Annotated in this window: 21 protein-coding genes and 3 pseudogenes; 11 read left to right on the top strand and 13 right to left on the bottom strand. The window is 57.2% G+C overall.

Translation table 11 applies throughout. The features are described from left to right. Positions 1-2: 2 nt before the first annotated feature. The 10 genes and pseudogenes from MSIL_RS07545 to MSIL_RS22325 all read right to left on the bottom strand — a co-directional run. Positions 3-428 (bottom strand): GlcG/HbpS family heme-binding protein, encoded by a 426-nt coding sequence (locus tag MSIL_RS07545; protein WP_041368730.1) that lies wholly within the window; start codon positions 426-428, stop codon positions 3-5. A 12-nt stretch (positions 429-440) separates the two neighbouring features. Then, positions 441-1361: a catechol 2,3-dioxygenase gene (locus MSIL_RS07540; RefSeq protein WP_012590502.1), complete on the bottom strand. Its 921-nt coding sequence runs from the start codon at positions 1359-1361 to the stop codon at positions 441-443. Between the two features lie 12 nt (positions 1362-1373). Continuing rightward, the gene (locus tag MSIL_RS07535; protein WP_012590501.1) at positions 1374-1727 is read right to left on the bottom strand and encodes a 2Fe-2S iron-sulfur cluster-binding protein; all 354 of its coding nucleotides are present in this window, start codon (positions 1725-1727) and stop codon (positions 1374-1376) included. 1 nt (position 1728) lies between these two features. Then, positions 1729-2001, bottom strand: coding sequence for a hypothetical protein (locus MSIL_RS07530; RefSeq protein WP_041367744.1), 273 nt, complete (start codon positions 1999-2001; stop codon positions 1729-1731). A gap of 182 nt (positions 2002-2183) precedes the next feature. After that, positions 2184-3167: an AraC family transcriptional regulator gene (locus MSIL_RS20630; RefSeq protein WP_012590500.1), complete on the bottom strand. Its 984-nt coding sequence runs from the start codon at positions 3165-3167 to the stop codon at positions 2184-2186. A 75-nt stretch (positions 3168-3242) separates the two neighbouring features. Further along, positions 3243-4466, bottom strand: a complete 1224-nt coding sequence (locus tag MSIL_RS07525) for an NAD(P)/FAD-dependent oxidoreductase (RefSeq protein ID WP_012590499.1) — start codon at positions 4464-4466, stop codon at positions 3243-3245. 115 nt (positions 4467-4581) lie between these two features. After that, entirely contained in the window at positions 4582-5058 is a 477-nt protein-coding gene (locus MSIL_RS07520) for an aromatic-ring-hydroxylating dioxygenase subunit beta (RefSeq protein WP_012590498.1), read from the bottom strand. Between the two features lie 8 nt (positions 5059-5066). Next, on the bottom strand, positions 5067-6308 hold the full coding sequence (locus MSIL_RS07515; protein ID WP_012590497.1) for an aromatic ring-hydroxylating dioxygenase subunit alpha: 1242 nt from the start codon (positions 6306-6308) through the stop codon (positions 5067-5069). A 25-nt stretch (positions 6309-6333) separates the two neighbouring features. After that, positions 6334-6657 (bottom strand): non-heme iron oxygenase ferredoxin subunit, encoded by a 324-nt coding sequence (locus tag MSIL_RS07510; protein ID WP_012590496.1) that lies wholly within the window; start codon positions 6655-6657, stop codon positions 6334-6336. 649 nt (positions 6658-7306) lie between these two features. Next, positions 7307-7390 (bottom strand): annotated as a pseudogene (locus tag MSIL_RS22325) (transposase); the annotation flags it as partial. A 662-nt stretch (positions 7391-8052) separates the two neighbouring features. Here MSIL_RS22325 and MSIL_RS07505 point away from each other — a divergent pair. The 3 genes from MSIL_RS07505 to MSIL_RS07495 all read left to right on the top strand — a co-directional run bounded on the left by MSIL_RS07505 (position 8053) and on the right by MSIL_RS07495 (position 11658). Continuing rightward, on the top strand, positions 8053-8940 hold the full coding sequence (locus tag MSIL_RS07505) for a VOC family protein (RefSeq protein ID WP_012590495.1): 888 nt from the start codon (positions 8053-8055) through the stop codon (positions 8938-8940). Positions 8941-9003: 63 nt separating this feature from the next. Further along, positions 9004-9828 (top strand): alpha/beta fold hydrolase, encoded by an 825-nt coding sequence (locus MSIL_RS07500; RefSeq protein WP_210160586.1) that lies wholly within the window; start codon positions 9004-9006, stop codon positions 9826-9828. 33 nt (positions 9829-9861) lie between these two features. Further along, positions 9862-11658 (top strand): FAD-dependent oxidoreductase, encoded by a 1797-nt coding sequence (locus tag MSIL_RS07495; protein ID WP_012590493.1) that lies wholly within the window; start codon positions 9862-9864, stop codon positions 11656-11658. A gap of 285 nt (positions 11659-11943) precedes the next feature. Here MSIL_RS07495 and MSIL_RS21235 read toward each other — a convergent pair whose 3' ends face one another. Continuing rightward, on the bottom strand, positions 11944-12186 hold the full coding sequence (locus tag MSIL_RS21235) for a hypothetical protein (RefSeq protein ID WP_148213050.1): 243 nt from the start codon (positions 12184-12186) through the stop codon (positions 11944-11946). 67 nt (positions 12187-12253) lie between these two features. On the opposite strand from MSIL_RS21235, the gene MSIL_RS07490 reads away from it, so the two are divergent. From MSIL_RS07490 to MSIL_RS21630, 3 genes are all read left to right on the top strand, one after another. Then, on the top strand, positions 12254-12586 hold the full coding sequence (locus MSIL_RS07490) for a hypothetical protein (RefSeq protein WP_148213049.1): 333 nt from the start codon (positions 12254-12256) through the stop codon (positions 12584-12586). Between the two features lie 267 nt (positions 12587-12853). Beyond that, a complete protein-coding gene (locus MSIL_RS07485; RefSeq protein WP_049768121.1) occupies positions 12854-13801 on the top strand; it encodes a transporter in 948 nt (315 codons plus the stop codon). Positions 13802-14318: 517 nt separating this feature from the next. After that, complete coding sequence (locus MSIL_RS21630) at positions 14319-14555, top strand: hypothetical protein (RefSeq protein WP_187148711.1); 237 nt, start codon at positions 14319-14321, stop codon at positions 14553-14555. Positions 14556-14587: 32 nt separating this feature from the next. Here the strand turns inward: MSIL_RS21630 and MSIL_RS07475 are convergent, their stop codons facing one another. Then, the gene (locus MSIL_RS07475; RefSeq protein WP_041367738.1) at positions 14588-14875 is read right to left on the bottom strand and encodes a hypothetical protein; all 288 of its coding nucleotides are present in this window, start codon (positions 14873-14875) and stop codon (positions 14588-14590) included. A 132-nt stretch (positions 14876-15007) separates the two neighbouring features. On the opposite strand from MSIL_RS07475, the pseudogene MSIL_RS20620 reads away from it, so the two are divergent. The 3 genes and pseudogenes from MSIL_RS20620 to MSIL_RS07465 form a co-directional block, all read left to right on the top strand. Then, a pseudogene (locus MSIL_RS20620) lies at positions 15008-15148 on the top strand (transposase domain-containing protein); the annotation flags it as partial. A gap of 248 nt (positions 15149-15396) precedes the next feature. After that, on the top strand, positions 15397-16215 hold the full coding sequence (locus MSIL_RS07470) for an IclR family transcriptional regulator (RefSeq protein WP_341871987.1): 819 nt from the start codon (positions 15397-15399) through the stop codon (positions 16213-16215). A 96-nt stretch (positions 16216-16311) separates the two neighbouring features. Further along, positions 16312-16554 (top strand): annotated as a pseudogene (locus tag MSIL_RS07465) (IS66 family transposase zinc-finger binding domain-containing protein); the annotation flags it as partial. Between the two features lie 280 nt (positions 16555-16834). On the opposite strand, the gene MSIL_RS21625 reads toward MSIL_RS07465, so the two are convergent. Beyond that, positions 16835-17470 (bottom strand): TetR/AcrR family transcriptional regulator, encoded by a 636-nt coding sequence (locus MSIL_RS21625; RefSeq protein WP_012590489.1) that lies wholly within the window; start codon positions 17468-17470, stop codon positions 16835-16837. Positions 17471-17683: 213 nt separating this feature from the next. Between MSIL_RS21625 and MSIL_RS07455 the strand changes: the two genes are divergently transcribed. Both MSIL_RS07455 and MSIL_RS07450 read left to right on the top strand, forming a co-directional pair. Then, positions 17684-18895: an efflux RND transporter periplasmic adaptor subunit gene (locus MSIL_RS07455; protein ID WP_012590488.1), complete on the top strand. Its 1212-nt coding sequence runs from the start codon at positions 17684-17686 to the stop codon at positions 18893-18895. 11 nt (positions 18896-18906) lie between these two features. Then, entirely contained in the window at positions 18907-22056 is a 3150-nt protein-coding gene (locus tag MSIL_RS07450; RefSeq protein ID WP_012590487.1) for an efflux RND transporter permease subunit, read from the top strand. The last annotated feature ends 17 nt before the right edge of the window (positions 22057-22073 follow it).

The raw sequence follows: 22073 nt of genomic DNA, 5'->3' as shown, positions 1-22073 counted from the left end.
TTTCAAACCTGCCCAAGCGCCGCTAGTCCGGCTTCCGCGCAAGCCCGGTCCTCCGCCTCCGACCCGCCAGACACACCAATTCCGCCAATGACTTGACCATCAATGACAATCGGCAGGCCGCCGGCGAACAGGACCACGCCGGGGCGCAGGGCGATGCCCAGGTGCAAACTAGGATTTGCGCCCAAATCGTCGCTCAAAGCGTCCGTCGAGACGCCGAAGACGGCGGCGGTATAAGCCTTGTCCTGGGCGATGCCGACAGAGGCCTTGAAGGCGCCATCGGCGCGCAGCAGCGCGACGAGATCGCCGCTCGCATCCGCAACGGCGGCGACAATTGCCTGGTCCACGGCGCCGGCATGCGCCACCGCCGCCTCCACCGCAACATACGCCGCAGCGGCTGCAATCGACATGCGCGAGATGGCGATCTTCACGACGACCGTCACTTAGGTCACGACAGAGAGGAAGGCGTCATTCATCTTCCGCTCGTAATAGAAGATGCCCTTCCCAAGTTCTTTTTCGTCCCAGGTACGGGTCGGCAGGTCCGGGTAATAAGTGTAGCCGCCCGTAAACACTTCGTTGCGATTGCCGGAGGGGTCGAAAAAATAGATCGTCTGGCCGCGCGTGATGCCGTGACGGGTAGGACCGATGTCTATCGAGATGTCGTAGCGGGTCAGGATGTCGGCGGCGTTGCCGACGTCGTTCCAGTTTTCAAGATCAAAGGCAGCGTGATGGAATTTGCCCGGCTCGGGGTATTTAACGAAGGCAATGTCATGCGCCTTCATGCCGCAGCTGAGCCAGATCGCCAGCAGGCCGTCGGGCATGTCGACGCGCTCGGCGCAGCGGAAGTCGAGAACCTTCTCGAAGAAGTTGAGGTTCTTCTCGATCTCCGGACCATAGAGCAGGGCGTGATCGAAGCGGAGCGCACGCATGCCGTGCGGTTCGACTTCCCAAACATCGGGATTGTGGACGCGCGGCTTGGGATCGGATTGTTCCGAATGAGCGAATAGCTCGATACGGTGCCCGGAGGGAATCTTGAAACCGATGCGGCGGCCGATGCCCGGCATTTCGCCGGCGGGCACATGATCAGCGGCGATCCCGTAATCGGCGATGCGCTTCTCGAACTTGTCGAGATCGGCGTCCTCGAGCACCTTGAACGCCATCAGGTCGTACCCTGCCGTATCGGCGCGGCGCAGAACGAATGAATGATGATCGAATTCGTCCGCCGTTTTGAGATAGACGCGGCCGTCGGGCCCCTCGGTGACCTGGTGCATGCCGATGCGCTTGGTGTAATGGTCGATCGAACCCGGCATGTCCAGCACGCGGAGCTGGATGAAGCCTGGGCGCAGCACCCCTGAAATAGCCATGGTAATTCCTCCTCAGCCTTGTTGGATGGCCTTTTGGCCCATTCCTTTGACCGCGGCCGGAGGCTCCAGCCGCAGCGAAAGATCGGAAAGCGGATAGATGCAGCAGGCGAGCACCAACCCGGCGCCTTCATCTTCCACGGAAACATGCGTCCGGCTCATCGGATCGCGGCGATAGGCGCCCGCGAGGACACGCACGCGGCAGATGCCGCAGCCGCCGCGGCGACATCCCACGGGTAGACGGCACGGCATGTTTTTAATCTGGCCAAAACCCTGGGCGCGCTCCAACGCCACCAGCACGCGTTCGTCCGCATAGCCCGAGCTCGCGCCATGGCCTTCCAGAGTGAGGGTGAAGCGTTCGCTGGCCATGTCACAACTTCAGACCAACGGAGGAATCGATTGTGGCAGGCTTCGGATTGATTACGTTCTTGCTCTCCTTCTGGAGGACGTATTGTTTGGATTTGCGCGCCGCCGCCGTCCCGTCGATCGCAACCTTGAGGTGAGAAAAGTTCGGCTGTATCCGCAGCATTTCGACGCCCTCGGGCGTGACGGGCAGGCCGAACCGAACCGCGCACTCAAATCCGTCGGACTTGAGATTGATACCAACCATCGCGCCCGCCTCCAGATTCTTCGACACCGGCATAGTTCCAATCATAAGATCAGCGCCGATATTCCCGACCCAAGGATCGTATTGGGACTCATTTCCATCAAGCCTGTTCCTACGCGATGCGGCTAAAGTCACGCTCTGTGACCCGCGCGTAAGACATATCGCGTATGAATTAAACGCTTTTCGTAGAATTGTTGGCTTTACAAACATATACTTACTTACTGTCTATTTCGTCGCAATGTTTCTGAAGGCAATTCGTGATAGATTTTCTTGTAATCCGCTGCAAAATTGCCGAGATGTTCCATACCAACTGCCATGGCAACCTCGGCGACGGTCCTAACTGAACCATCGATATTCTCCAATTCTCGCCGGGCATGCTCTAAACGTATGCGCTTAACGTAGCCCATGGGCGTCGCGTTGTGGTGCGTATTAAACACCTTGTACAAAGTCCTCATACTTGCCCCGGAAGCATTCACGAGGTCATCAATTGAAATTGTCTCAGACAAACGGGATTTAACGTAACGCTCCGCGCGTCGAAGATAGCTAGGACCATTATGTTCACCAAGGCGGCTGATCTCTTCAGAGTAATCGTTCGGTACTCCTGTCAGTATTGCCGAGCACAAGAGCCCTTCGATCCGTTCATAAACGTGGACGGTCTCGCAACGGGAAAATGGGTCGTCCACTTCCTGACAGACATAGTCGATCGTGCGGATTAAACGTCTCAAACCAGGACCGTCAGCGCCCATGGTACTTACGAAATTGACGGGATCGCGTACCGGCGAGCCAAGGATATTTGCTAACTCTCGTTCCACGACATCGCTGCGAATGCGCACAATCAATTTTCGGCAATCTTCAGAGTGGTGCAGACTAAGCTTGCGAGAAGGATTAATCACCGCCAAAGACTTACAATCTACGACAACAGAGTTCCCCTGAGACTCGAGGCCCAGTTGACCGGACAGCACCATTTGAATGTAGTAGTAATGGGCAGGCGCTGCCCCTTCGACAACGGCTTCTGAACCGAAACCGAGGCTAGAAAGGTCGACGTTGCCCAAACTCAAATGCCGAAGGTACCCGCGGTCGTGGAGCGAGCGGCCACATAAATGCAGACGATGTTGCGCGACTTTCATGCACGCGTGTCTGGAAATCAGATCCGGCGGAGCCTCCTCCAATAGACTATGGCGCTGCAGCGTTGTGGTATCCATTAATCCCTCCGGCAGTGTCGCGTTTCCGTCTACTGAGATGGCATCGCGTCGTTCATTCAAGCGCCGCACAAGGCTCTAAACTAAGGAAACTTTGAGAGCCGCCTGCAATGCCGCCATATCCAGACGGGCAGGCTCTAACAATTCGGGCTCTATTCGCTTGCAAGCCTGAATCAGGCGCCGGCATAACGACATTTCTCGACCGGCATCCACTGTCGCGGCGCCGACCAATATATCCCTCTTAAGATACAGGAATACTTTACTACCTTCATTCACCCCATAGCGTTCATAACTAGTTGTGAATTCGTCAAATTTTCCGGCTAGTTGGATGTTATGACCAAGTTGATCGGTCCAAAACCAAGGCACATCAGGCACCCTTCTGGGACGCCCCGTTATGGACGCCGCTGCCGCCGTTGCCGTCAGGTTCGCGTTCTGCCAGGTTTCTACGCGGCATAAACGGCCGTTTTCGTCTCGTTTTATTGCATTGTCGCCGACCGCATAGATTTTTATGTCTGACGTCCGTAGCTGGCTATCGACGATTATCCCGTTGTCGATGGAAAGGCCCGCTTTTTCGGCCAGCGAGACATTCGGCGTGATGCCGATACCCACGACCGCGAAATCGCAGGTGAGGGTCTCGCCGGTACCAAGTTCGACCGACAGCTCAGCGTCAGCATCACGGACGGCGCCGATACCGACCGAGGTAAGGATACGGATGCCGGCAACTTGGTGTAAATCAGCAAGATAGGCCGCCAGATTGGATGGAAACCCCCTTCCGAGGATACCTGGCCCCTGTTCCACCACTGTCGTTTCTATGCCCATTGCACACAGGGTAGAGGCAACTTCCAATCCAATAACCCCTGCCCCTACTACGATTACCTTGCGTGCCTTAGCCGCCAAGTCACGAATTCTCAGAGCATCATCGACGGTGCGCAACGTGCAGATCCGAGAGCTTACGAACGGCAATTGGCGGGGTCGTCCACCAGTTGCCAGTACGAGGTACTCGTAGTCGCACGTCGTTCCATCATTAAGAAAAATAGACTGTTTGGCGCGGTCGATACGTTCTACTCTGGTCGCCAAGAAAATGTTGATTTCCGCGTCAGCATAATCCTTTTCGCCTGATACCCAGGACACTTTGGTCTGGACATCGGAAATCATTTCCTTGGACAAGTTGGGCCGCTCGTAGGGCGGATACGGTTCGTCCCCGATAAGCGTAATGCGTCCTTCATAGCCGAGGGCCCGGAGCTCCAGTGCTGTTCGAGCGCCAGCTTGCCCTGCACCGACGATCACGACGCCGCCACTCATTTTTTATCCCCGGTAATGGCCATGGATCGGCATCGATGTATTGAAATCAAGGCGGGTTTCTCTCGGCGCTGCCCAAGATGCGTCAGAAACTTCCCGCGCGTTTTAGTCGTTATTCCTATACGGGCGTGGCGAGTAGACGATGGACCCGATATGTATCGAAGACGCAAATTTTCTCTTTGAATTTCAGCTGACCGTGATCATTGACGATTGTGTCGAGATAGCGTCCGACCTGAAAAACTGAGGTCTCGCCATTTAATTGAGTCTGGAAAATAGCGTAACTTGTCTCTGCGGATATCGTCTCCCCATTACTCGCGGTTATTCGAGGCATACCCACGATATGGCGCGTAAAGTGGCAGTTGTAAATGTTGGCATTGCGGTATGAGACAATACGGTCTTCCAACATCGCCTTGCTGTCGCACATGATCAAACAGGCAGGCAGGTTCTCGTCGTAGTTTTCGCGAGGCGACAGCTTGTACAAACATTGGTCGGTAAAGAAATTTGGCCAACTCTCAAGCTTATCGTCGTCGATGGCCTGGACATAGGAGTTCTGCAAATGCGCCACATCCAGGAGTGCTTCTATGTTGATTTTCATCTCTTTCCTCACAATCCCATGATCTCGCGATAGCCCTTCCACATGCAGCGGATAGCGCCTTCGGTGACCAAATGATCAGCGCCAACAGCGTCGCGCCCTCCCATCTCCAGAACTGCTTGCCCGTCGCCTTCGCCCACGGTGGCCCGCTGGACGATTTCGATGGCCTCTCCGTCTTCCATGGAAATCAGTCCGCCGGGGCCAACCAAATTCATTTGCTTTAGACGGATCCCTTGCATTTCGGCGTCGTCGTCCACGTACCCGAAATAGTGCCAAATCAATTCCGTCTGATCCGGCGCTTTTGGCAACACTTGACGAAAGCATAGGGTGTTAGAGATCTGATGCATTACCAAACTGGGGAAAACGCTCATGATCAGGAGCGTTACCGGATCCGGGTATTCCTTGCGGCCTCGCAGTAGCGAAATATCTTTCAACTTGAAAGAGTCGGGCTGATACGTCCTGAGGCCTTCATTCTCATATGCATCGAGTTTATTGTCGTCCGAGCCACCTTCGGCAGTAATGATGCTATGCCAGCCGACTTCCGAATCCACCCAAGAGACGCCCGTCTGCGAAGTTCGAATGAGACCGAACGTGCCATGGAAGAGATGCAACAGACTGGCGTGGTAGGGATCACGCGTATTATCGAGGTAAAGTTTCCAGTTTCCGTGTATGTATTGACGATGATAGCCCAGCAATTTTAGCGGCTTACCGCAAACGCGATCGAGAAACTTAACAACCTTGGGGCCTAAAAACTTAGCCAAAGTTGGCGTATCATGATTAAACGTAGCGAAAATCAGGCCGCTAAACGTCTCTACCCTGAGTTTTTTTAGCGCATGATTCGCAGTGCTGAAATCCTTCGGATACCCCCCAACACCGGCCACGCCGCGGCGGAACGGTACGCCTGTCAGATTTCCTTCCGTATCGAAGGACCATTGATGGTAAACACAGGCGTGGGACTTTGAATTCCCTTTGCGCTCACGACAGACCAACGCGCCCCGATGCGAACAGCGGTTGACCCACGCAAAAAACTTTCCGTTCTCGTCGCGCGTCACAACAACCGGCGTTTCGCCAACGAATGTCGTTTTGAAATCATTGGGCTTGGCTAGTTCTGCCTCCATGCCGACAAAGTGCCAAAGCGGCCCGCTGTAAATCTTCTTCTGCTCAGAATCATACACAGACTGATCTGAATAAAGTCGATAGGGGACTCGGTCGTATTGATCAGCGAGCCAATCGTTAACTGCCGGCTTAAGCATACTGTCTCCTCCTTATTTTGTTCTTTTAGTCGTCAATGAAGACGAGGACGTCATCATGTTCGATTTTGGTTTGAAACGGACGCACTGGCTCAATGCAGGGAGCCTTCACGGCTTGGCCGGTACAAACATCGAATGTTCCTTGGTGCAATGGGCACTCAATTTCCCGGCCTTCAAGATATCCGTCCGAGAGACGGGCCTTGCCATGGCTGCAAATGTCGTAAGTGGCGAAAACTTCCCCATCCACGGAGTAAACAACAACGGGAACGCCCAAGACGTCGACCCCGATGACTTGCCGGTCCAATAGTTCCGCCAACGATGTCGCTCTCACCCATTTTCCAGGTTCGCGCATTTTTCCTCCATAGCGCTGAAGCGGGTTGGGCCCCGTTCTGTTTCGCACAATATACAATACTAAACGCAATGTGCAATAGAATTTGTTCGCCCAATCAGCCAGAAGGGACGACGAAGTCCTCGGCCCGAACGCCGCTAGGACCCTTAATCGGCGTGCGATGACGCCAAAGCATCCATCCTCAGACCCAAGATCTTCAGTTCCGATGACCGTCCGCGGATCACGAAGATAAGGGTTCGACGCAGGTCGGTTTCGAACGGCTCGAGTGTTCGGACGGCGGAATGTTGTTCCTCGACGACATCGCCCGCTGCCCCTTGTCTGTTCGTATGTCATTGAGGCAGGCGTCGTGTCCGATATCGGGTTCCTGTCCGTCGTGGTTCAGGTTTCCGTTCGCCCGTTTGCTTCTTTTCTCGGCATAGATGCCGAGATCTCCTGGCTGGTAAGACCGCCGCCGGGTTGCCCGCAGTTTCCTGTAGAAGCTCCCTTGGCAAGTAAGGCCCGGATGATTCGGGCGGTCTTATTGGCAAGCGCAATCGCGACCCGTTTGTAGGGCTTGCGGGCCGTCAACCGGATCCGCCATGGCGGGCAACGGGACGCCGCTCTTCGCTTGACTGATAATCGACGAGGCGCCGACGACCAGTAGGATCCAGAGTTAGCGATTGCCCTGTTTGGAGATTGACCCGAGCTTCTCCCTTCCACCGCTGGAGAGTAGGCACGGCGGGAGGCCCAGCCACGCGGCGAAGTCGCGGCGCCCGTGAAGCCCTCAATGTCGTTGACGGTCCGCCGAACGGCGGCGGTGATCAGCGGCCCGGCGCCAAGGACGCTGGTCAGGCGTCGAGCGGTCGCATCGCCTTGACGGCCGCCTAGATTTCCTGGTCGAGGCGCTCGATGCGATCGGAGAGCACGTCGATCTATTCTGCGATTTCGAGCAGGGCAGGTCGCGAGACAGGCGGGAACGAGACGTCATGACCGCGTACCTTATCAGCTTGGCAATGCACGCCATTCCGAGCACGCCGACGATGCCGACCTAGCTCATTTGCACTAGAAAGGCGTTCGCCAATTGCGAATCCTGGCGGATGAAAAGATCGTGAGTACGCAGGAGCATGCCCGTCGTCTGCTGTTCGACGAAGACATTCCCCCCCCCCGGGGGGGAGGAGAGCAAGGTCCCCCGTCAGACCCGGAACCTCCAGCAAAATGGTCGCCTCAGTTCTCAACTATGTACGCAACCAGGAATGACCGAAGATTGTTTGAGAACGCCAACTAATTGCAAGATTTGGATAGCCATCGCCATAACCGCGATAGACCGACCTCCCGCAATGAAGTCCAATTGAACAAAACGGAGTCGTCTTCGCGATTAGCACCGCGAACGCTAAGCCGTATCATTTGAGGAGGAGCGTCATGGCGGAAATTAAATGTTTGGGCTATCTGGGCTTTGCTGTTCAAGACCTCGCTAAATGGGAACAGCTAGCCGTCGATGTGCTGGGCATGCAACTGGGAGCCAAGGAAGAGGGAACGGTATCGCTCAGGCTTGACGACCACGAACAGCGAATCGTCCTCGAAAGTGGCGATGCAGACGATTTGCAGTATGCGGGTTGGCTATTCGACACGGAGGATGAGCTCGCGAGCTACGTGCAGGATCTCGCTCGTACCGGACTTAAAGTAGCTGATTGCGGCCGAGAATTAGCGGTAGAGCGCAAAGTAGAAAAAGCGTATTTCTGTATCGACCCAAACGGATTGCGGCATGAATTCGCCTTTGGAGCAAAGTACGCTTCAACGCCCTTTACCTCTAAGATTCTCAACGGTCATTTTGTCACTGGACGTCTTGGTATCGGTCATATTCTGGTTGTGGCCAAAAACTACTCCGAGACAGTGAATTTCTGTCGCAAGAATCTCGGACTCCTACTGAGCGATTATATTCGCGCTCCCCTCGAGACGCCGCACGGCGTCGTCGACGTTGACGCCACGTTTTTTCATACCGTTACCGGGCGGCACCATTCTCTGGCAACCGCGCAAATTCCTATGCCTAAGCGCCTTCATCACCTCATGATCGAAGTTGAGAATATTAATGATGTTGGCTTGGCCCACGATCGCTGTTTGGCGGCAGGCTTCCCTGTAGCTATGGGGTTGGGACATCACCCCAACGATCACATGTTCTCGTTTTATGTTCAGACGCCCTCGGGAGTTCTTATTGAATACGGCCATGGCGGGGTCGTCATCGACGATCTCAACTGGGATGTAAAGACCTACTCTCAGCTTAGCGACTGGGGGCATTCGCACGGACATTGACGTTAATAAACCACGAAGATACGGCGCGGGCCGCGGATCAATGGGACTATGGGCGAATTAAGAATGTACGAGAGCAAATTCATCAAAACTGGGGCTTTCACGACACACTACTTCGAAGCTGGTTCTGGAGATCCCGTTCTTCTTATCCATGGCGGTGGGGCTGGTGCTGATTCCTGGGGGAATTGGGCAGTGTGCTTCCCAATGTTTGCCGAGCGAATGCGCGTTATAGCCATGGATATGGTTGGATTTGGTCGATCCGATGCGCCTGATCCAAGTCTATTCTCCTACACGCAGGACGCTCGGAACGATCAGGCGATCGCCTTTATCGAAGCGCTTGGGTGCGAATCAATTCATATTGTTGGCAATTCCATGGGCGGGGCGACGGCGCTGGGTGTGGCGATGAAGAGGCCAGACCTGGTGCGTAGCATTGTTCTTATGGGCAGCGGCGGGCTAAATCATGAGCTTAGCGCCGCGCTCGCTCCGGTAGTGAATTACGACGACACCTTTGAAGGCATGCGGAAGATCGTCGCCGTTTTGGCCAACCCAGACCTCGAGATGCCCGAAGAGCTTCTACGGTATCGATATGAACTCTCGATCGATCCCGCGCGTAAGGCTGCTTACAAGGCCACGATGGGCTGGGTCAAGCAACGCGGGGGACTTCACTACGAGGAAAGGGAAGTTGCTGCGGTCAAAACACGCTGCCTTGTCTTTGCCGGTAAAGACGATTTGGTGATTCCAATGAAAGAGAATGTGAGGTTTCTCGAATTGCTCGAAAACTCGACGGGTTACTTCCTTCCGCACTGCCGTCATTGGGCCATGATGGAATATCCGGAGATCTTCACCAACGTGGTAATCTACTTTTTGCAGCCTGCTGCCAGACCTATGTAAAGTCGGCTAAAAATAATAAGGGAGGAATAGACGATGAAACAAGTTGAGACCGACGTGTTGATTGTCGGCGCTGGCCCGGCTGGTGCTGTTTCTGCTGTACTCCTATCAAGACTAGGAATCAGAAATATTGTTATTAGCAAATATCACTCAACATCTCCAGGACCGCGGTCTCACATCACAAATCAACGCGCTATGGAGATTATGAGAGATATTGGGTTGGAAGAAGCGGCAATTGGTCTTGCAACACCGCAAAATTATATGGGTGAGCACGTTTATGCCACCAGTCTGGTCGGTGAAGAGTTCGGGCGTATTCGTACCTGGTCTACCCACCCGACCAATAAAGCCGCCCACGATTTGGCCAGCCCGTCCTCCGTCTGCGATTTGCCCCAACTGTATTTTGAGCCTCTCGTCGTCAATGAAGCGTCCCAGAGAGGCGCGGACGTCCGCTTCAAAACGGAATATTTGTCTCATGCACAGGATGACGCCGGAGTAACGGCCCTCCTGTTAGATCATGTAACAGGCCTTGAATATGAGGTTAGGGCCAAATACCTTATCGGCGCCGACGGCGCGCGCTCCAAGGTCGCGCAAGATATCGATCTGCCTTTTAAAGGTCAAATGGCGCTCGGTGATTCTGGCTCTATTAATGTCGAGTTCACGGCGGATTTGTCGTCGCTTTGCGATCATCGTCGTAGCGATATGTACTGGATGCTTCAGGCTGGCACTGGCGTGAATGGCGCGGGCGTTGGCGTGCTTCGAATGGTGCGCCCATGGAATAAGTGGGTTTGCGTCTGGGGGTATGAGCTCGCAAAGGGGGCGCCAAACCTCTGTGAATCGGAAGCCGTGAAGATTGTGCATAAAATTATTGGAACAGACAAGATTCCTGTGACGATCGGGGCAATTTCATCTTGGACGATCAATCAGCAATACGCGGCTAAGATTTCAAGCGGTCGCGTGTTCTGTATGGGCGACGCAATTCATCGTCATACGCCGATGGGTGGTCTCGGGCTCAATACGTCCATTCAGGACTCTTATAACCTAGCGTGGAAGCTCGCCATGGTGGTCAAAGGCCACGCGGCGCCGACGCTTTTGGAATCGTACGAAGTCGAGCGAGCTCCTGTTGCGCAGCAGATTGTTGAACGCGCTTTTGCCAGCCTTGCGACCTTGCCGCCAATGTTCCATGCACTCGGCATCCCTCATTCGCCCTCGGAGGAGGATATTTCCAAGAGCTTGCAGACGTTAAAGGCTCCGACTTCCGAAGGCGCCGCGAGTCGGCAGGCGCTTAGAATAGCGATGAACGCAACAATTATTGGGTTTGGCGGCGGCCACGGTGTCGAATTGAATCAACGCTATGCGTCTAACGCAGTCTATTCTGATGGCACCGAAGATCCTGGTTTTGCGCGTGATAAGGAGCTTTATTATCAAGCCAGCACCCGCCCTGGCGCTCATCTGCCTCACGTGTGGCTCACAACGTCACAGCGACGCGTCTCTACTTTGGACTTGTGCGGCAAGGGGCGTTTTACGCTTTTGACAGGCCTGTCGGGAGGCGCATGGGAAAAGGCGGCCGCGAAGGCGTCAGAAATGTTGGGGATCACGATCCAGGTTCACGTCATCGGCCCCGGCGAACTGTATGTGGATACTTATGGCGACTTTGCGCGCATGGCCGAGGTGGACGAAAGCGGGGCTTTGCTCGTGAGGCCCGACTTGTTCGTTGCGTGGCGAGCAAAAGACGCGTCGGAAAAGCATCTCGATCAGCTGTCCGTGGTCATGCAAACCATCTTGGGCAAGCAAAGGGTGATCAGCCCATCAGGTCCGCTTGAAACCGTCGGTTAGTTAGAAATCTGAAGCGCCGGTTGAAGTTCGATAATACACCCACAGATTGCACGTTCATGTAGCTGTCTGCCGGTGGCCGACAAGGTAGTACGGACGAAATAGTTGGGCCGAATTGATTCGAGCCGGGTGGCTGATATTCCACAAACGAACAGCGACTTATTCCCGAACTGCCTTGTTAGTGGGCGGCAGATGATACGAGTTGCGGGCGTACCGGGCCGGAAATCGCATCTAACATCCGGCAGCGCAATTCGCGGCGCCGTCATAATTGGGGGTTGACGATCGAAGTCAGTGACCGCCCTGCGGAGTATGAAACGACGGGGAGTGGCGCAGATGGACGGCTGCAAAGCGATTCGGATCGTATCCGGCGCGCGCGCCGCCTTCACCCTTCGCAAAAATTGCCGACGCCATCACCGGATCGGTCGACGCGACGCGCGACGCGGGCGGACCAATCTTCGGGAAGTCTCGTGCGGATATTTGCGCCGCCGGCGCGTTGGGAACTGTTTCACCTGAAGACGGAGTCACGATCAAAGCGCGACGTTCCAACTCGAACTTCTGGTGTCAGATGCAATATTCCGTAACTCCCAACCAAAAGAAGTTGACCTTCGAAAATCATTCGCTTTTGGAAAGCTTGGGAAGGTTTTTGCGCGCCATAGGCGAGGCGCGCGCGCGTCGGCGACTGACCGTGGAAGAAGCGTTGATTTTTCTTGCAGTCGGTTATTTGGGCATTTCGGAGGCAAAGAGCGGAATTGTTACTATAAGGCCGGTCTCCTGCGTCGATATTGCGGCGATCCTTGAAATTCCCAGAGAAACAGTGCGACGAAAGGCCATAGCGCTCGCAGAAACGAAGGTCGTCTCAATGTCGGCGCGCGGAATTATCATAGTCGAGCTAGATCAGTGGCGCGAGTTCGTCGAACAAATACTGCAATAATAGTGTCGTGCGGCAATAACCCGGGCCAGTGTTTAACCGTCGAAACACCCGCCTCGAACTTCGCGACAGAAGAGTTGTCTTTCGAAATATTGTGACAAAAACGCAGCTGCTATATTAAAATCAAATAGAAACCCATTTTGGGCAGCGTGCCCCACACAAGCTATTTCGTTGATGCTATCTATTGCCTGCTTGCCGTAAGTAAACCGGAAGTGCGTTAAGTATCGGCATAATGGTGTGTCCCTATATCTGCACAATAACGCCGCGCGAATGGCGTTCAACAAGAATTACAAGAAGGTCGACACTTGCTTGTGCCTCCCGACAAAAGAAACAAAGGAGAGGAAAATGAATGTGCGAAATAAAATCATCGCGACGACAGTTGGCGCTCTGTCGCTTTGCGGCGGGGCGACAGCGTCGATCGCCCGGTCGGAACTCATCCCTGGCGTCAGCGCCGGTATCCCCTTGGGCGCACCGCTTCCACAGGGCATTTATGCAGTCTCCCTGCCGAGCTTTGGATATCGTAATTCGGTCCCTGGTCAATCCGTCGGCGCGCTGATGCCTGCTTGGATGATCTGGTCCACGCCCTGGGACGTTCTGGGTGGGCACGTGATGTTCGACTTCGCTACGCCGATGGCCAACGTCAATATTCACGACGTCCTCAACAAGGGAGGATTTCTCAATCCTCTCGTAGGTGCGCACTTGAACTGGGATCTTGGCGGCGGATTTTTCGGCGGGTTCATTGCCGGAGTGTATTTTCCATTGCGTGATTCACTGTCGAGTCTCGGGGCGACACGCAACTTCGCTTCGTTCCAAGGCGCAGCCGCTTTGAGCTATCTGGCCAACGGCTGGAACATTTCAGCTACTTTCATTTACGGCACCGGCCAGAATGGCAACCCTCTCGACGCCGGCTCCTGGGGTACGAATTGGATCAACGTCGACCTTACCGCGACACATAAGTTCGGAAAGTTCGAAATAGGCGCGGTCGGATTCGGTTCCGCGGACCTCGATTCCCCTTACAGGGGATACCAGCAGCAAAGCCAATTCGCGGTCGGGGGCCTGGTGGGATACGATTTCGGTAGCGTCAATCTGCAACTGAAGCTGACCCGCGACGTGGCACAAACCAATTACGGCGGTCATGAAATACGCGGCTGGGTCAACATCATCATCCCTTTGTGGGTCGCGGATCCGCCGCCGGCAGCCGTAGCAGCGAAATTCTAGGCCGTGAACGGTTTGGATGCTTCCTTGTGATCTGCGGCATCTCTCTGGAAATGACGCCAAAGCTGAACGACCAGGGAATATGTTCCGAGAGCGGTTCCCGATTTTGATTTTGCCAAGCGCCGCTCTCGCGCTCCTCGGGGGGGACGCGGAGCCGCTTTCGCGAACGCTTTTAGCCAGACAAGTTTTCGGTGTCGCATCGAGATTGTCATGAATTTCACGAAAAGGAGCGGTTTGCCAAGGCGCTCCTGACGGATCCTGGGCGCAACGGACGCTCGGCCGCCGGGCGTAACATTTCCAGCTTCAAGAAAAGCCGGCCAAAACCTATCTGGAGGAGACAGAGGATCAATCCGAATGCAGCGGTGTGTCTGCGCGTGCCAGATGATCACATTCTTGTTCAGGTCGATCGCGTTCCCGAGCTCTGATGGCTGCGTGGCGAGGACGGGATCTTTACTTAGAGCGCAAGGGCCGCCCCGGCAAGCTGGTTGAAGCGAGTCCGAGACGTCATTCCGCTTGTTGTGTGCCCGAGACCGTCGTCGATGACCTCGACATTCTGGAAGCCGCGCCGGCGGCGTGCATCGACGAGTTCCTATTGTCGGGACTGGCTTTCGAGATTGGTCTCGACCTTCGCCTTAGAGGACTTGACGACATAGAACACCACCTTGCGCCTCAGCACCCACGCGGGAAAAAGATCGGCGTCGTCATCGTCTCGCTCCTGCTTTGCGGGACCCGCTGCTTGCATCAAGAGGATGGCTAGGCGTCCGATTGCCTTCGCGCGCTCCGAGGCGCTCATCTTTTCCGGTTGAATGGAATCGAACGGAATGTCGAGTTGACGCGGCGCCAGGATGGCGCTGGGATGTCGGAACCGGATGCGGCGACTTGCTCATTTTGTTCCTCCTCGGCGATTCTCGAATTACCCAAAGAGCTTTCCCTGAAACCGCGCTCCGCGAGAAGGCGATGCAGATCCGTCAGCATGGATCTCGGCGCGCGGATACCCATGCTGGCGCAGGTGACGGGATCGGGCATCCAGCCCGCCAGCACAACGACAACGCCCGGCGTCGCCTCGACGTGGCCCACCGAGCCGCCGGCGCGCTGCTCACTGTAGGACTGTCGAACACGGGGTCCATAAAGCGATCCCAACGATAACGGACCTCGACTTCCGGCCCGACATGGGCAGAATGAACGTGAGATGGCCTTGGACAGAAAGAAACCGCCGAGATGAACGACATCGATCCCAAAGCGTGGCTAACCGACGTCATCGCGCGCATCGCCGATCACCCCATCGCCCGCATCGATGAGCTTCTAACGTGGAATTTGAGGCTGCCCGAGATCTCTATTCAGGCCTCCTGAACGACCCTGCGATCGTCGTCCAACGCTTAAGAAATATGAGACTGCCGCCTCCCTCCCCTCTCGGTGACCGCTAAATGCTTTCGTCAACGACAGTTTGTGGATCCCGCGGCCGGTTCGCGATCAGTTCGGCAATCTGCTATTTTGTCCCATGAGGCGCGCGCGCCCGTTCAAAATTGTCCGGCCGACTCAGTTATATGCGATAATCATTATCGACACAGCAACCGCACATTAGCACCGTCGGCGTTCAATTGACGTTATCCAGTGCAAGGAAGGCCGAATTGCCCCGAAATTCATCGAGCCAACAGACTAGCGTTCGCCGAAAGGGCATCCAGTCGGTAGAGATCGGCGTCGGCGTCTTGGATGCAGTAGTACGTCTTGGCGCGCCGGCAGGCCTGACCGACATCGCACGTGCGTCCGGGATGTCTACCAGTCAAGCCCACCGCTATCTTGCGAGCTTCGTCAACAGCGGATTACTGCGTCAAGACGCCCAAAGCGGCTTGTACGACATGGCTGCGGGCGCCATTCGCATTGGTTTGGCGGCTATGGCCAGACTGGATATCTTTGCTGAGGCCGGCGACCTGGTTCAGAAATTTGTCGATATGACCGGCCGCACAGCATTAATCACAGTTTGGGGCGAACAGGGACCGACAGTGATCCGCTGGTATGCCGGTAATCCGCCGGTCTTCACAACGATTTCAATCGGCTCTCGACTGCCGCTCACTCGTTCCGCAACTGGGCGCGTCTTTCTTGCCTTCATGAAAGAGGAACATGTTGCTGACCTCCAGCGCGCCGAGATGGCCTTAGATCGAGCCACTTCGCCAGTAGATATTAATGCAGTGAAGCTGAAGGTGCGTGAGGCAAAGATGGCGTCAATCAGCAACGACCTGGTGCCAGGGTTGCGCGCAATAGCTGTTCCTGTGTTTGATATACAAAAGCAGTTGACCATGGTGGTGACGACCATTGCATCTAATAGCTTTGACCCTGCAGGGGACGCGGCAATAGCAGATAGTTTGCTAAATTCTTGTCGGGAATTGACGCAACGGTTGGGCGGTAGTTGGCCAAGTTAAGCGCCATTCCGGAAGAACTCTTTTCACATTGATAAACTTAAGCACCAAGCTCCAGCAGACGAACTCCAAGTCCTGTAAGCGTTGGCAGCCAAGACAGACAAGCGCCGTCGCGCGCCCGTTCCGGAGCATCTGCCGCGCGGGCGCGTCGTGATCGCGACGTCTGAAAGCTGCCCCTGCTGCGGATCGACCACACTGCCGAGGCTGGGCGACGACGTCGCCGAGACACTGGAGTCGATCCCGCGTCAGTGGCGGGTGATCCAGACGGTGCGCGAGAAGTCCTCGTGCTCGGCCTGCGAGACGATCGTGCAGCCCCAGGCGCCTTTCCATGTGACGTCGCGGAACGCGTGAGCGCGTCGAAAGAGACCTTGTCTCATCATTTTGGCGGCAAGGGGGCGCTGGTTTCGAAGGTGGTGCGCAGCGGTCAGCCCGCTTTGCCGGAAGCGATGGGTTTCTCTCTGTGAACCTAGATCCAGCCGTCGAAATAAATCCTTGAGCCGTGCAATTTAGCGCGGTCTCGAGCCTCCGCCGCTGGCCAGATAGTGAGCCTGTCGAGCAGGACACGGACAGGACAAACATGACGCGGCAGGACGCCGGTTAAATGACATAGGTCGAGTTCATGTCACGTGTGCAGGTAGAGGAAGGCCGCCACTGTCTGCTCCACTCTGGCGTTGACTTCTTCGGCGGTGGGCCGCGGGCGAATTCGCAGCAGGAGACCCATCAGGAAGTCGCCGGCCGCCGTAAAGAACAGCATGCTGGACGCCTCTTCGGCGTTGTCGATCTTCAACACTCCGAGCGCCGCCTGCGCGGCGAGCCACTGTTCCAGCGCCCCCTTGCCGCGTCCGAGACCCTGCCGCTCCAGGGCCGAGACGATTTCCCCGGAGCAGGACGTCTCGGCGATCAGAAGGCGCAGCATCGCCACCTGTCGGTCCGTCAGCGCGAAATTAACCTGCCGCGACAGGACGTCGATCAGTACATCCTTTGGCGAGCGGCCGTCGGAATCGATCGGGACCGTATAAGGGGCGAACCATTCGGTCAGCAGCGCGTCGAGAAGCCCGGATTTCCCCGAGAACACCTGATAGACGGTTTTCTTTGACATGCCGGCGCATCGCGCGACGTCCTCCACCGTCGTCGCATGATAGCCTTTTTGCAGGAACAACTCGGCGGCCGCGGATATAAGCTTCGCGCGGCGCTCGTCTTCGAGCATCTGGCGCGGCCGGCCGACGCCCGCCGGTTTGGTCTGCAGATCAGTCGCCAAGTGAGCCTCTTTATTTTGTGCGGCGCCGAAACGGGCCGACTCGTCCCGCGCCACGAGAGCAAAGCACAAACAGCGAAGCATTGACATAGATATCGAAACCGTGCAGTTTCCATTTATGGGAACCGGCTGGTTTCTTAATTGGTTGCGCAGCCATCCGGCCATCGCGCGCCGGTCGCCGTCCATCGTCGTCGGCTGAATGAAGAGTGAAACTCCATGAACATTTCTGGCGCTTCTGCTTGGCCCTTCGGCGTCGTCGGCGTGATGGCTCTCGGCCTGGGCCTGGCCGGGTGTGACGGGGCGACGCAGGCCGGCCCCTCGGGGCCGCCGCCGAAGCCGTCTGTCGAAGTCGTCACCTTGCATGCCGAGCCGGTTACCCTCACCACGGATCTTCCGGGCCGGACCTCGCCTTTTCGAACGGCGGAGGTCAGGCCGCAGGTCAGCGGGGTCATCCTCAAGCGCTTGTTCGTCGAGGGCGACGTCGTGCAGGCGGGCCAGGAACTTTATCAGATCGACCCGGCGCCGTATGAAGCGAGCCTCGCCAGCGCGCGGGCGTCGCTGTTGCACGCGCAGGCGTCGGTGAGGACTGCGCAATCGACCGTCGACCGCCGTCGGCCCTTGACGGCGAAGAATATCGTCAGCCAGCAGGATCTGGATAACGCGGTCGGGACGCTGCAGCAATTTCAGGCCGATGTCGCCTCCGCCGAGGCCGCGATTAAAGCCGCCAAGATCAATCTCGCCTATACGAAGGTCTTGTCGCCGATCACCGGACGCGCCAGCCGGTCCTCGGTCACAGAAGGCGCCCTGGTCACGGCCAACCAAACGACCGTGCTCGTCACCGTGACGCAGCTCGATCCTATCTACGTCGACGTCACGCAGCCGGCCACCACGATCCTGCGGCTCAAGCGAGAGTTGGCAAGCGGGCAGATCAAAAGCGCGGGGAACGGCCAGGCGCCCGTCAAGCTGCTGCTGGACGACGGCTCCAGCTACGATCACGCGGGCGTCTTGCAATTCAGCGAAGTCACCGTCGATCAGGGGACAGGCGCCGTCATCGTGCGCGCGATCTTCCCAAATAACGAGGGTCTGCTGCTGCCCGGCATGTTCGTTCGCGCCCAGCTGCAGGAGGGGATCCGGCAGAACGGAATCCTCGCGCCTCAGCAAGGGGTCACGCACAGCCAGAAAGGCGAGCCGACGGCGCTGATCGTCGACGCCGAGGGCAAGGTGCAAAGCCGGCTCCTGACGACGGACCGCGCGATCGGCGACGCGTGGCTGATCACAAGCGGCCTCAACGATGGCGACAGGCTGATCGTGAGCGGCGTGCAGATGGCCCGGCCCGGCATGCAGGTCACCGTCAACGAGGCAAAGCTCAGCCACAACAGCATGGCGTCCGCCGAGCCTTTGGCCGGCGCCAAGCCGGCCGCGCAGTAAGGCGTCCATTCATGTCCCGTTTTTTCATCGACCACCCGGTCTTCGCCTGGGTGCTGGCCATCATCGTGATGCTGGCCGGCGCCGTCGCCGTCCTGACGTTGCCGATCGCGCAATATCCCAGCATCGCCCCGCCGGCGGTCTCCATCAGCGTCACCTATCCGGGCGCGTCGGCCGAGACGGTGCAGAGCACCGTGGTGCAGGTGATCGAACAGCAGCTCAGCGGCCTCGACCATTTGCTGTATTTCTCGTCCGAGAGCGACAAGGATGGCAGCATCACCATCACTCTCAGCTTCGACCAGGGCACGAACCCGGATATCGCCCAGGTGCAGGTGCAAAACAAGCTGCAACTGGCGCAGCCGCGCCTGCCGCAGGCGGTGCAGCAACAGGGCATCCAGGTGGCGAAAGCCACGAAGAACTTCCTTGTCGTGGTCGGCTTCGTATCGACGGACGGGGCGATGACCTCCGCCGATCTCGGCGACTTCATCGCGTCCTCGATCCAAGATCCGATCAGCCGGACCCCCGGCGTTGGCGATTACCAGCTTTTCGGCTCGCAATACGCCATGCGCATCTGGCTCGATCCAGCCAAACTGAACAATTACGCCCTGACGCCTGGCGACGTCAGCGCGGCCATCCAGGCGCAGAATGTCCAGGTGGCGGCCGGCGAACTCGGCGGGTTGCCCGCCGTCAAGAACCAGCAGCTCAACGCGACCATCATCGGGCCGTCCTATCTGCAGACGCCGCAGCAATTTGGCGAGATTTTGCTGCGGGTCGAGCCGACCGGCGCAAAAGTCCTGCTCCGCGACGTGGCGCGGATTGAACTGGCCGGCGAAAGCTATTCCGTCGACACCAAATACAATGGGCGTCCGGCTTCAGCCCTGGCGGTGAAGCTCGCCAGCGGGGCCAACGCGCTGGACACGGTGAAGGCGGTGCGCGCGACCATCGAACAGCTGCGGCCGAACTTCCCGTCTGGGGTGGAGGCGATCTATCCATACGACACCACGCCATTCGTGGAGCTTTCCATCCATGGAGTGGTCGAGACGCTCATCGTCGCGGTCGTCCTCGTCTTCCTGATCATGTATCTTTTTCTACAGAACCTGCGGGCGACGCTGATCCCGACGATCGCCGTTCCTGTCGTGCTGCTCGGAACCTGCGCCATCCTGTCGCTGGCGGGATTCTCGATCAACAGTCTGACGATGTTCGGCATGGTGCTCGCCATCGGTCTTTTGGTCGACGACGCGATCGTTGTCGTCGAGAATGTCGAACGCGTGATGGAGGAAGATCATCTCTCTCCCAAGGAAGCCACGCGCAAATCGATGGACGAGATCTCGGGCGCGCTGGTCGGCATCGCGCTGGTGCTGACGGCGGTCTTCCTGCCAATGTCGTTCTTCGGCGGATCCACCGGCGTCATCTACCGGCAGTTCTCCATCACAATCGTCTCGTCCATGATCTTATCGGTGCTGGTCGCGCTGGTCTTCACGCCAGCCTTGTGCGCGACCATCCTGAAGCGCCCAAAGGAAGGCGGCAAGCGCGGCTTCTTCGGCTGGTTCAACCGCAATTTCGATCGCGGCAACCGCAGATATGTCGGCGTGGTGAAGCTGGCGATCGCTCATCCGATTCTATCCATGTTGGCGTTCGTCGGCGTCACGACCGTGCTGGTTCTCGTGTTCGTACGCATACCCAGCGGATTTCTGCCGGACGAGGACCAGGGCGTGATGTTCGCGCAGGTCGTCGCCCCGCCCGGCGCCACCAGCATAAGAACGCAACAGGTTCTGGACGAGGTCTCGGATTATCTGCGCACGGACGAATCTCATAACGTCGAGGGCGTCTTCGAAGTTAACGGATTCAGCTTCGGCGGACGCGGCCAGAACGCCGGCCTGATCTTCGTCAAACTGAAGGATTGGAGCGAGCGGCCGGGCGAGCAGAACAAGGTCCAGGCGATCGCCGGACGCGCCATGGCGCGGTTCGGAGAGATCAAGGACGCGCGGGTGTTCGCTTTCGCGCCCCCCGCCGTGCTGGAGCTCGGCAATGCGACCGGTTTCGACTTCCAGATCCTGGACCGCGCCAATCTCGGCCACGACAAGCTGATGCAGGCTCGCAACCAGCTGTTGGCGGAGGCCGCCAAGGATCAACGGTTGGTCGCCGTGCGACCCAATGGAATCGATGACGAACCGCAATATACCATCGTCATCGACAGGGAGAAAGCGAACGCGCTAAGCCTGAGCATCGCCGACATCAACACCACTCTGTCGGCGGCCTGGGGGTCGGCCTACGTGAACGATTTCATCGATCGCGGCCGAGTAAAGCGGGTCTACATGCAGGGCGACAGCCATTCGCGGATGCTGCCCGATCAGCTCGACAGCTGGTACGTGCGCAACAAGCTCGGCCAGATGGTGAAGTTCTCATCCTTCGCGGCAGGGCGCTGGACCTATGGCTCGCCGAAGCTCGAACGGTATGGCGGCGTCCCATCGATCGAAATCATGGGTTCGCCGGCGCCGGGCCAGAGCACGGGCGCCGCAATGGAGGCGATGAAGGAAATCGCCAGCAAGCTGCCGCCGGGATTTGGCTATGATTGGACAGGATTGTCCTACGAGGAGGTGAAATCCGGATCGCAGACAGGACTGCTCTACGCCGGCTCGCTGATCGTCGTCTTCCTCTGCCTTGCCGCATTGTACGAAAGCTGGTCGATCCCGGTCGCCGTTCTGCTTGTCGTGCCGCTTGGCGTCGTCGGCGCGGTTCTGGCCACCTTCTTCCGTGGACTGAACAACGACGTTTATTTCCAGGTTGGCCTGCTGACGACGATCGGCCTCGCCTCAAAAAACGCGATCCTGATCGTTGAATTCGCCAAGGCGAATTTCGAGGCGGGCGAGGATCTGGCCGAGGCGGCGGCGATCGCCGCGCGAGAGCGGCTGCGGCCGATCCTGATGACCTCGCTGGCCTTTATTCTGGGCGTGGCGCCCTTGGCGATCTCCACCGGCGCGGGCTCCGGCGGCCAGAACGCCATCGGCACCGGAGTCGTCGGCGGCATGATCTCCGCCACGGTTCTGGCGATCGTTCTGGTTCCGGTGTTCTTTGTCGTCGTCTTGCGCCTGTTCAAGGTGAAACGCTTGAATCATGAGGAACATGCGACGGCGCGGGACCTTCAGCCGGCGACCGAGCCATGACGCGATTGAAGCCCGCC

The sequence above is a fragment of the Methylocella silvestris BL2 genome (genome assembly GCF_000021745.1).
GTDB lineage: Bacteria > Pseudomonadota > Alphaproteobacteria > Rhizobiales > Beijerinckiaceae > Methylocapsa > Methylocapsa silvestris.
Note: the sequence above shows the minus strand (reverse complement) of the source record. Positions and strands in the feature narration are given on the sequence as shown.

Bases quoted from the DNA above. Each gene is read 5' to 3' on its own strand.
- MSIL_RS07530 (WP_041367744.1), bottom strand. From the start codon at position 2,001: ATGCCGGTGTCGAAGAATCTGGAGGCGGGCGCGATGGTTGGTATCAAT.
- MSIL_RS07500 (WP_210160586.1), top strand. From the start codon at position 9,004: ATGTACGAGAGCAAATTCATCAAAACTGGGGCTTTCACGACACACTAC.
- MSIL_RS07510 (WP_012590496.1), bottom strand. From the start codon at position 6,657: ATGCGCGAACCTGGAAAATGGGTGAGAGCGACATCGTTGGCGGAACTA.
- MSIL_RS07450 (WP_012590487.1), top strand. From the start codon at position 18,907: ATGTCCCGTTTTTTCATCGACCACCCGGTCTTCGCCTGGGTGCTGGCC.
- MSIL_RS20630 (WP_012590500.1), bottom strand. From the start codon at position 3,167: ATGGATACCACAACGCTGCAGCGCCATAGTCTATTGGAGGAGGCTCCG.
- MSIL_RS07525 (WP_012590499.1), bottom strand. From the start codon at position 4,466: ATGAGTGGCGGCGTCGTGATCGTCGGTGCAGGGCAAGCTGGCGCTCGA.
- MSIL_RS07495 (WP_012590493.1), top strand. From the start codon at position 9,862: ATGAAACAAGTTGAGACCGACGTGTTGATTGTCGGCGCTGGCCCGGCT.
- MSIL_RS07505 (WP_012590495.1), top strand. From the start codon at position 8,053: ATGGCGGAAATTAAATGTTTGGGCTATCTGGGCTTTGCTGTTCAAGAC.
- MSIL_RS07520 (WP_012590498.1), bottom strand. From the start codon at position 5,058: ATGAAAATCAACATAGAAGCACTCCTGGATGTGGCGCATTTGCAGAAC.
- MSIL_RS07515 (WP_012590497.1), bottom strand. From the start codon at position 6,308: ATGCTTAAGCCGGCAGTTAACGATTGGCTCGCTGATCAATACGACCGA.
- MSIL_RS07485 (WP_049768121.1), top strand. From the start codon at position 12,854: ATGGCGTTCAACAAGAATTACAAGAAGGTCGACACTTGCTTGTGCCTC.
- MSIL_RS07540 (WP_012590502.1), bottom strand. From the start codon at position 1,361: ATGGCTATTTCAGGGGTGCTGCGCCCAGGCTTCATCCAGCTCCGCGTG.
- MSIL_RS07535 (WP_012590501.1), bottom strand. From the start codon at position 1,727: ATGGCCAGCGAACGCTTCACCCTCACTCTGGAAGGCCATGGCGCGAGC.
- MSIL_RS07455 (WP_012590488.1), top strand. From the start codon at position 17,684: ATGAACATTTCTGGCGCTTCTGCTTGGCCCTTCGGCGTCGTCGGCGTG.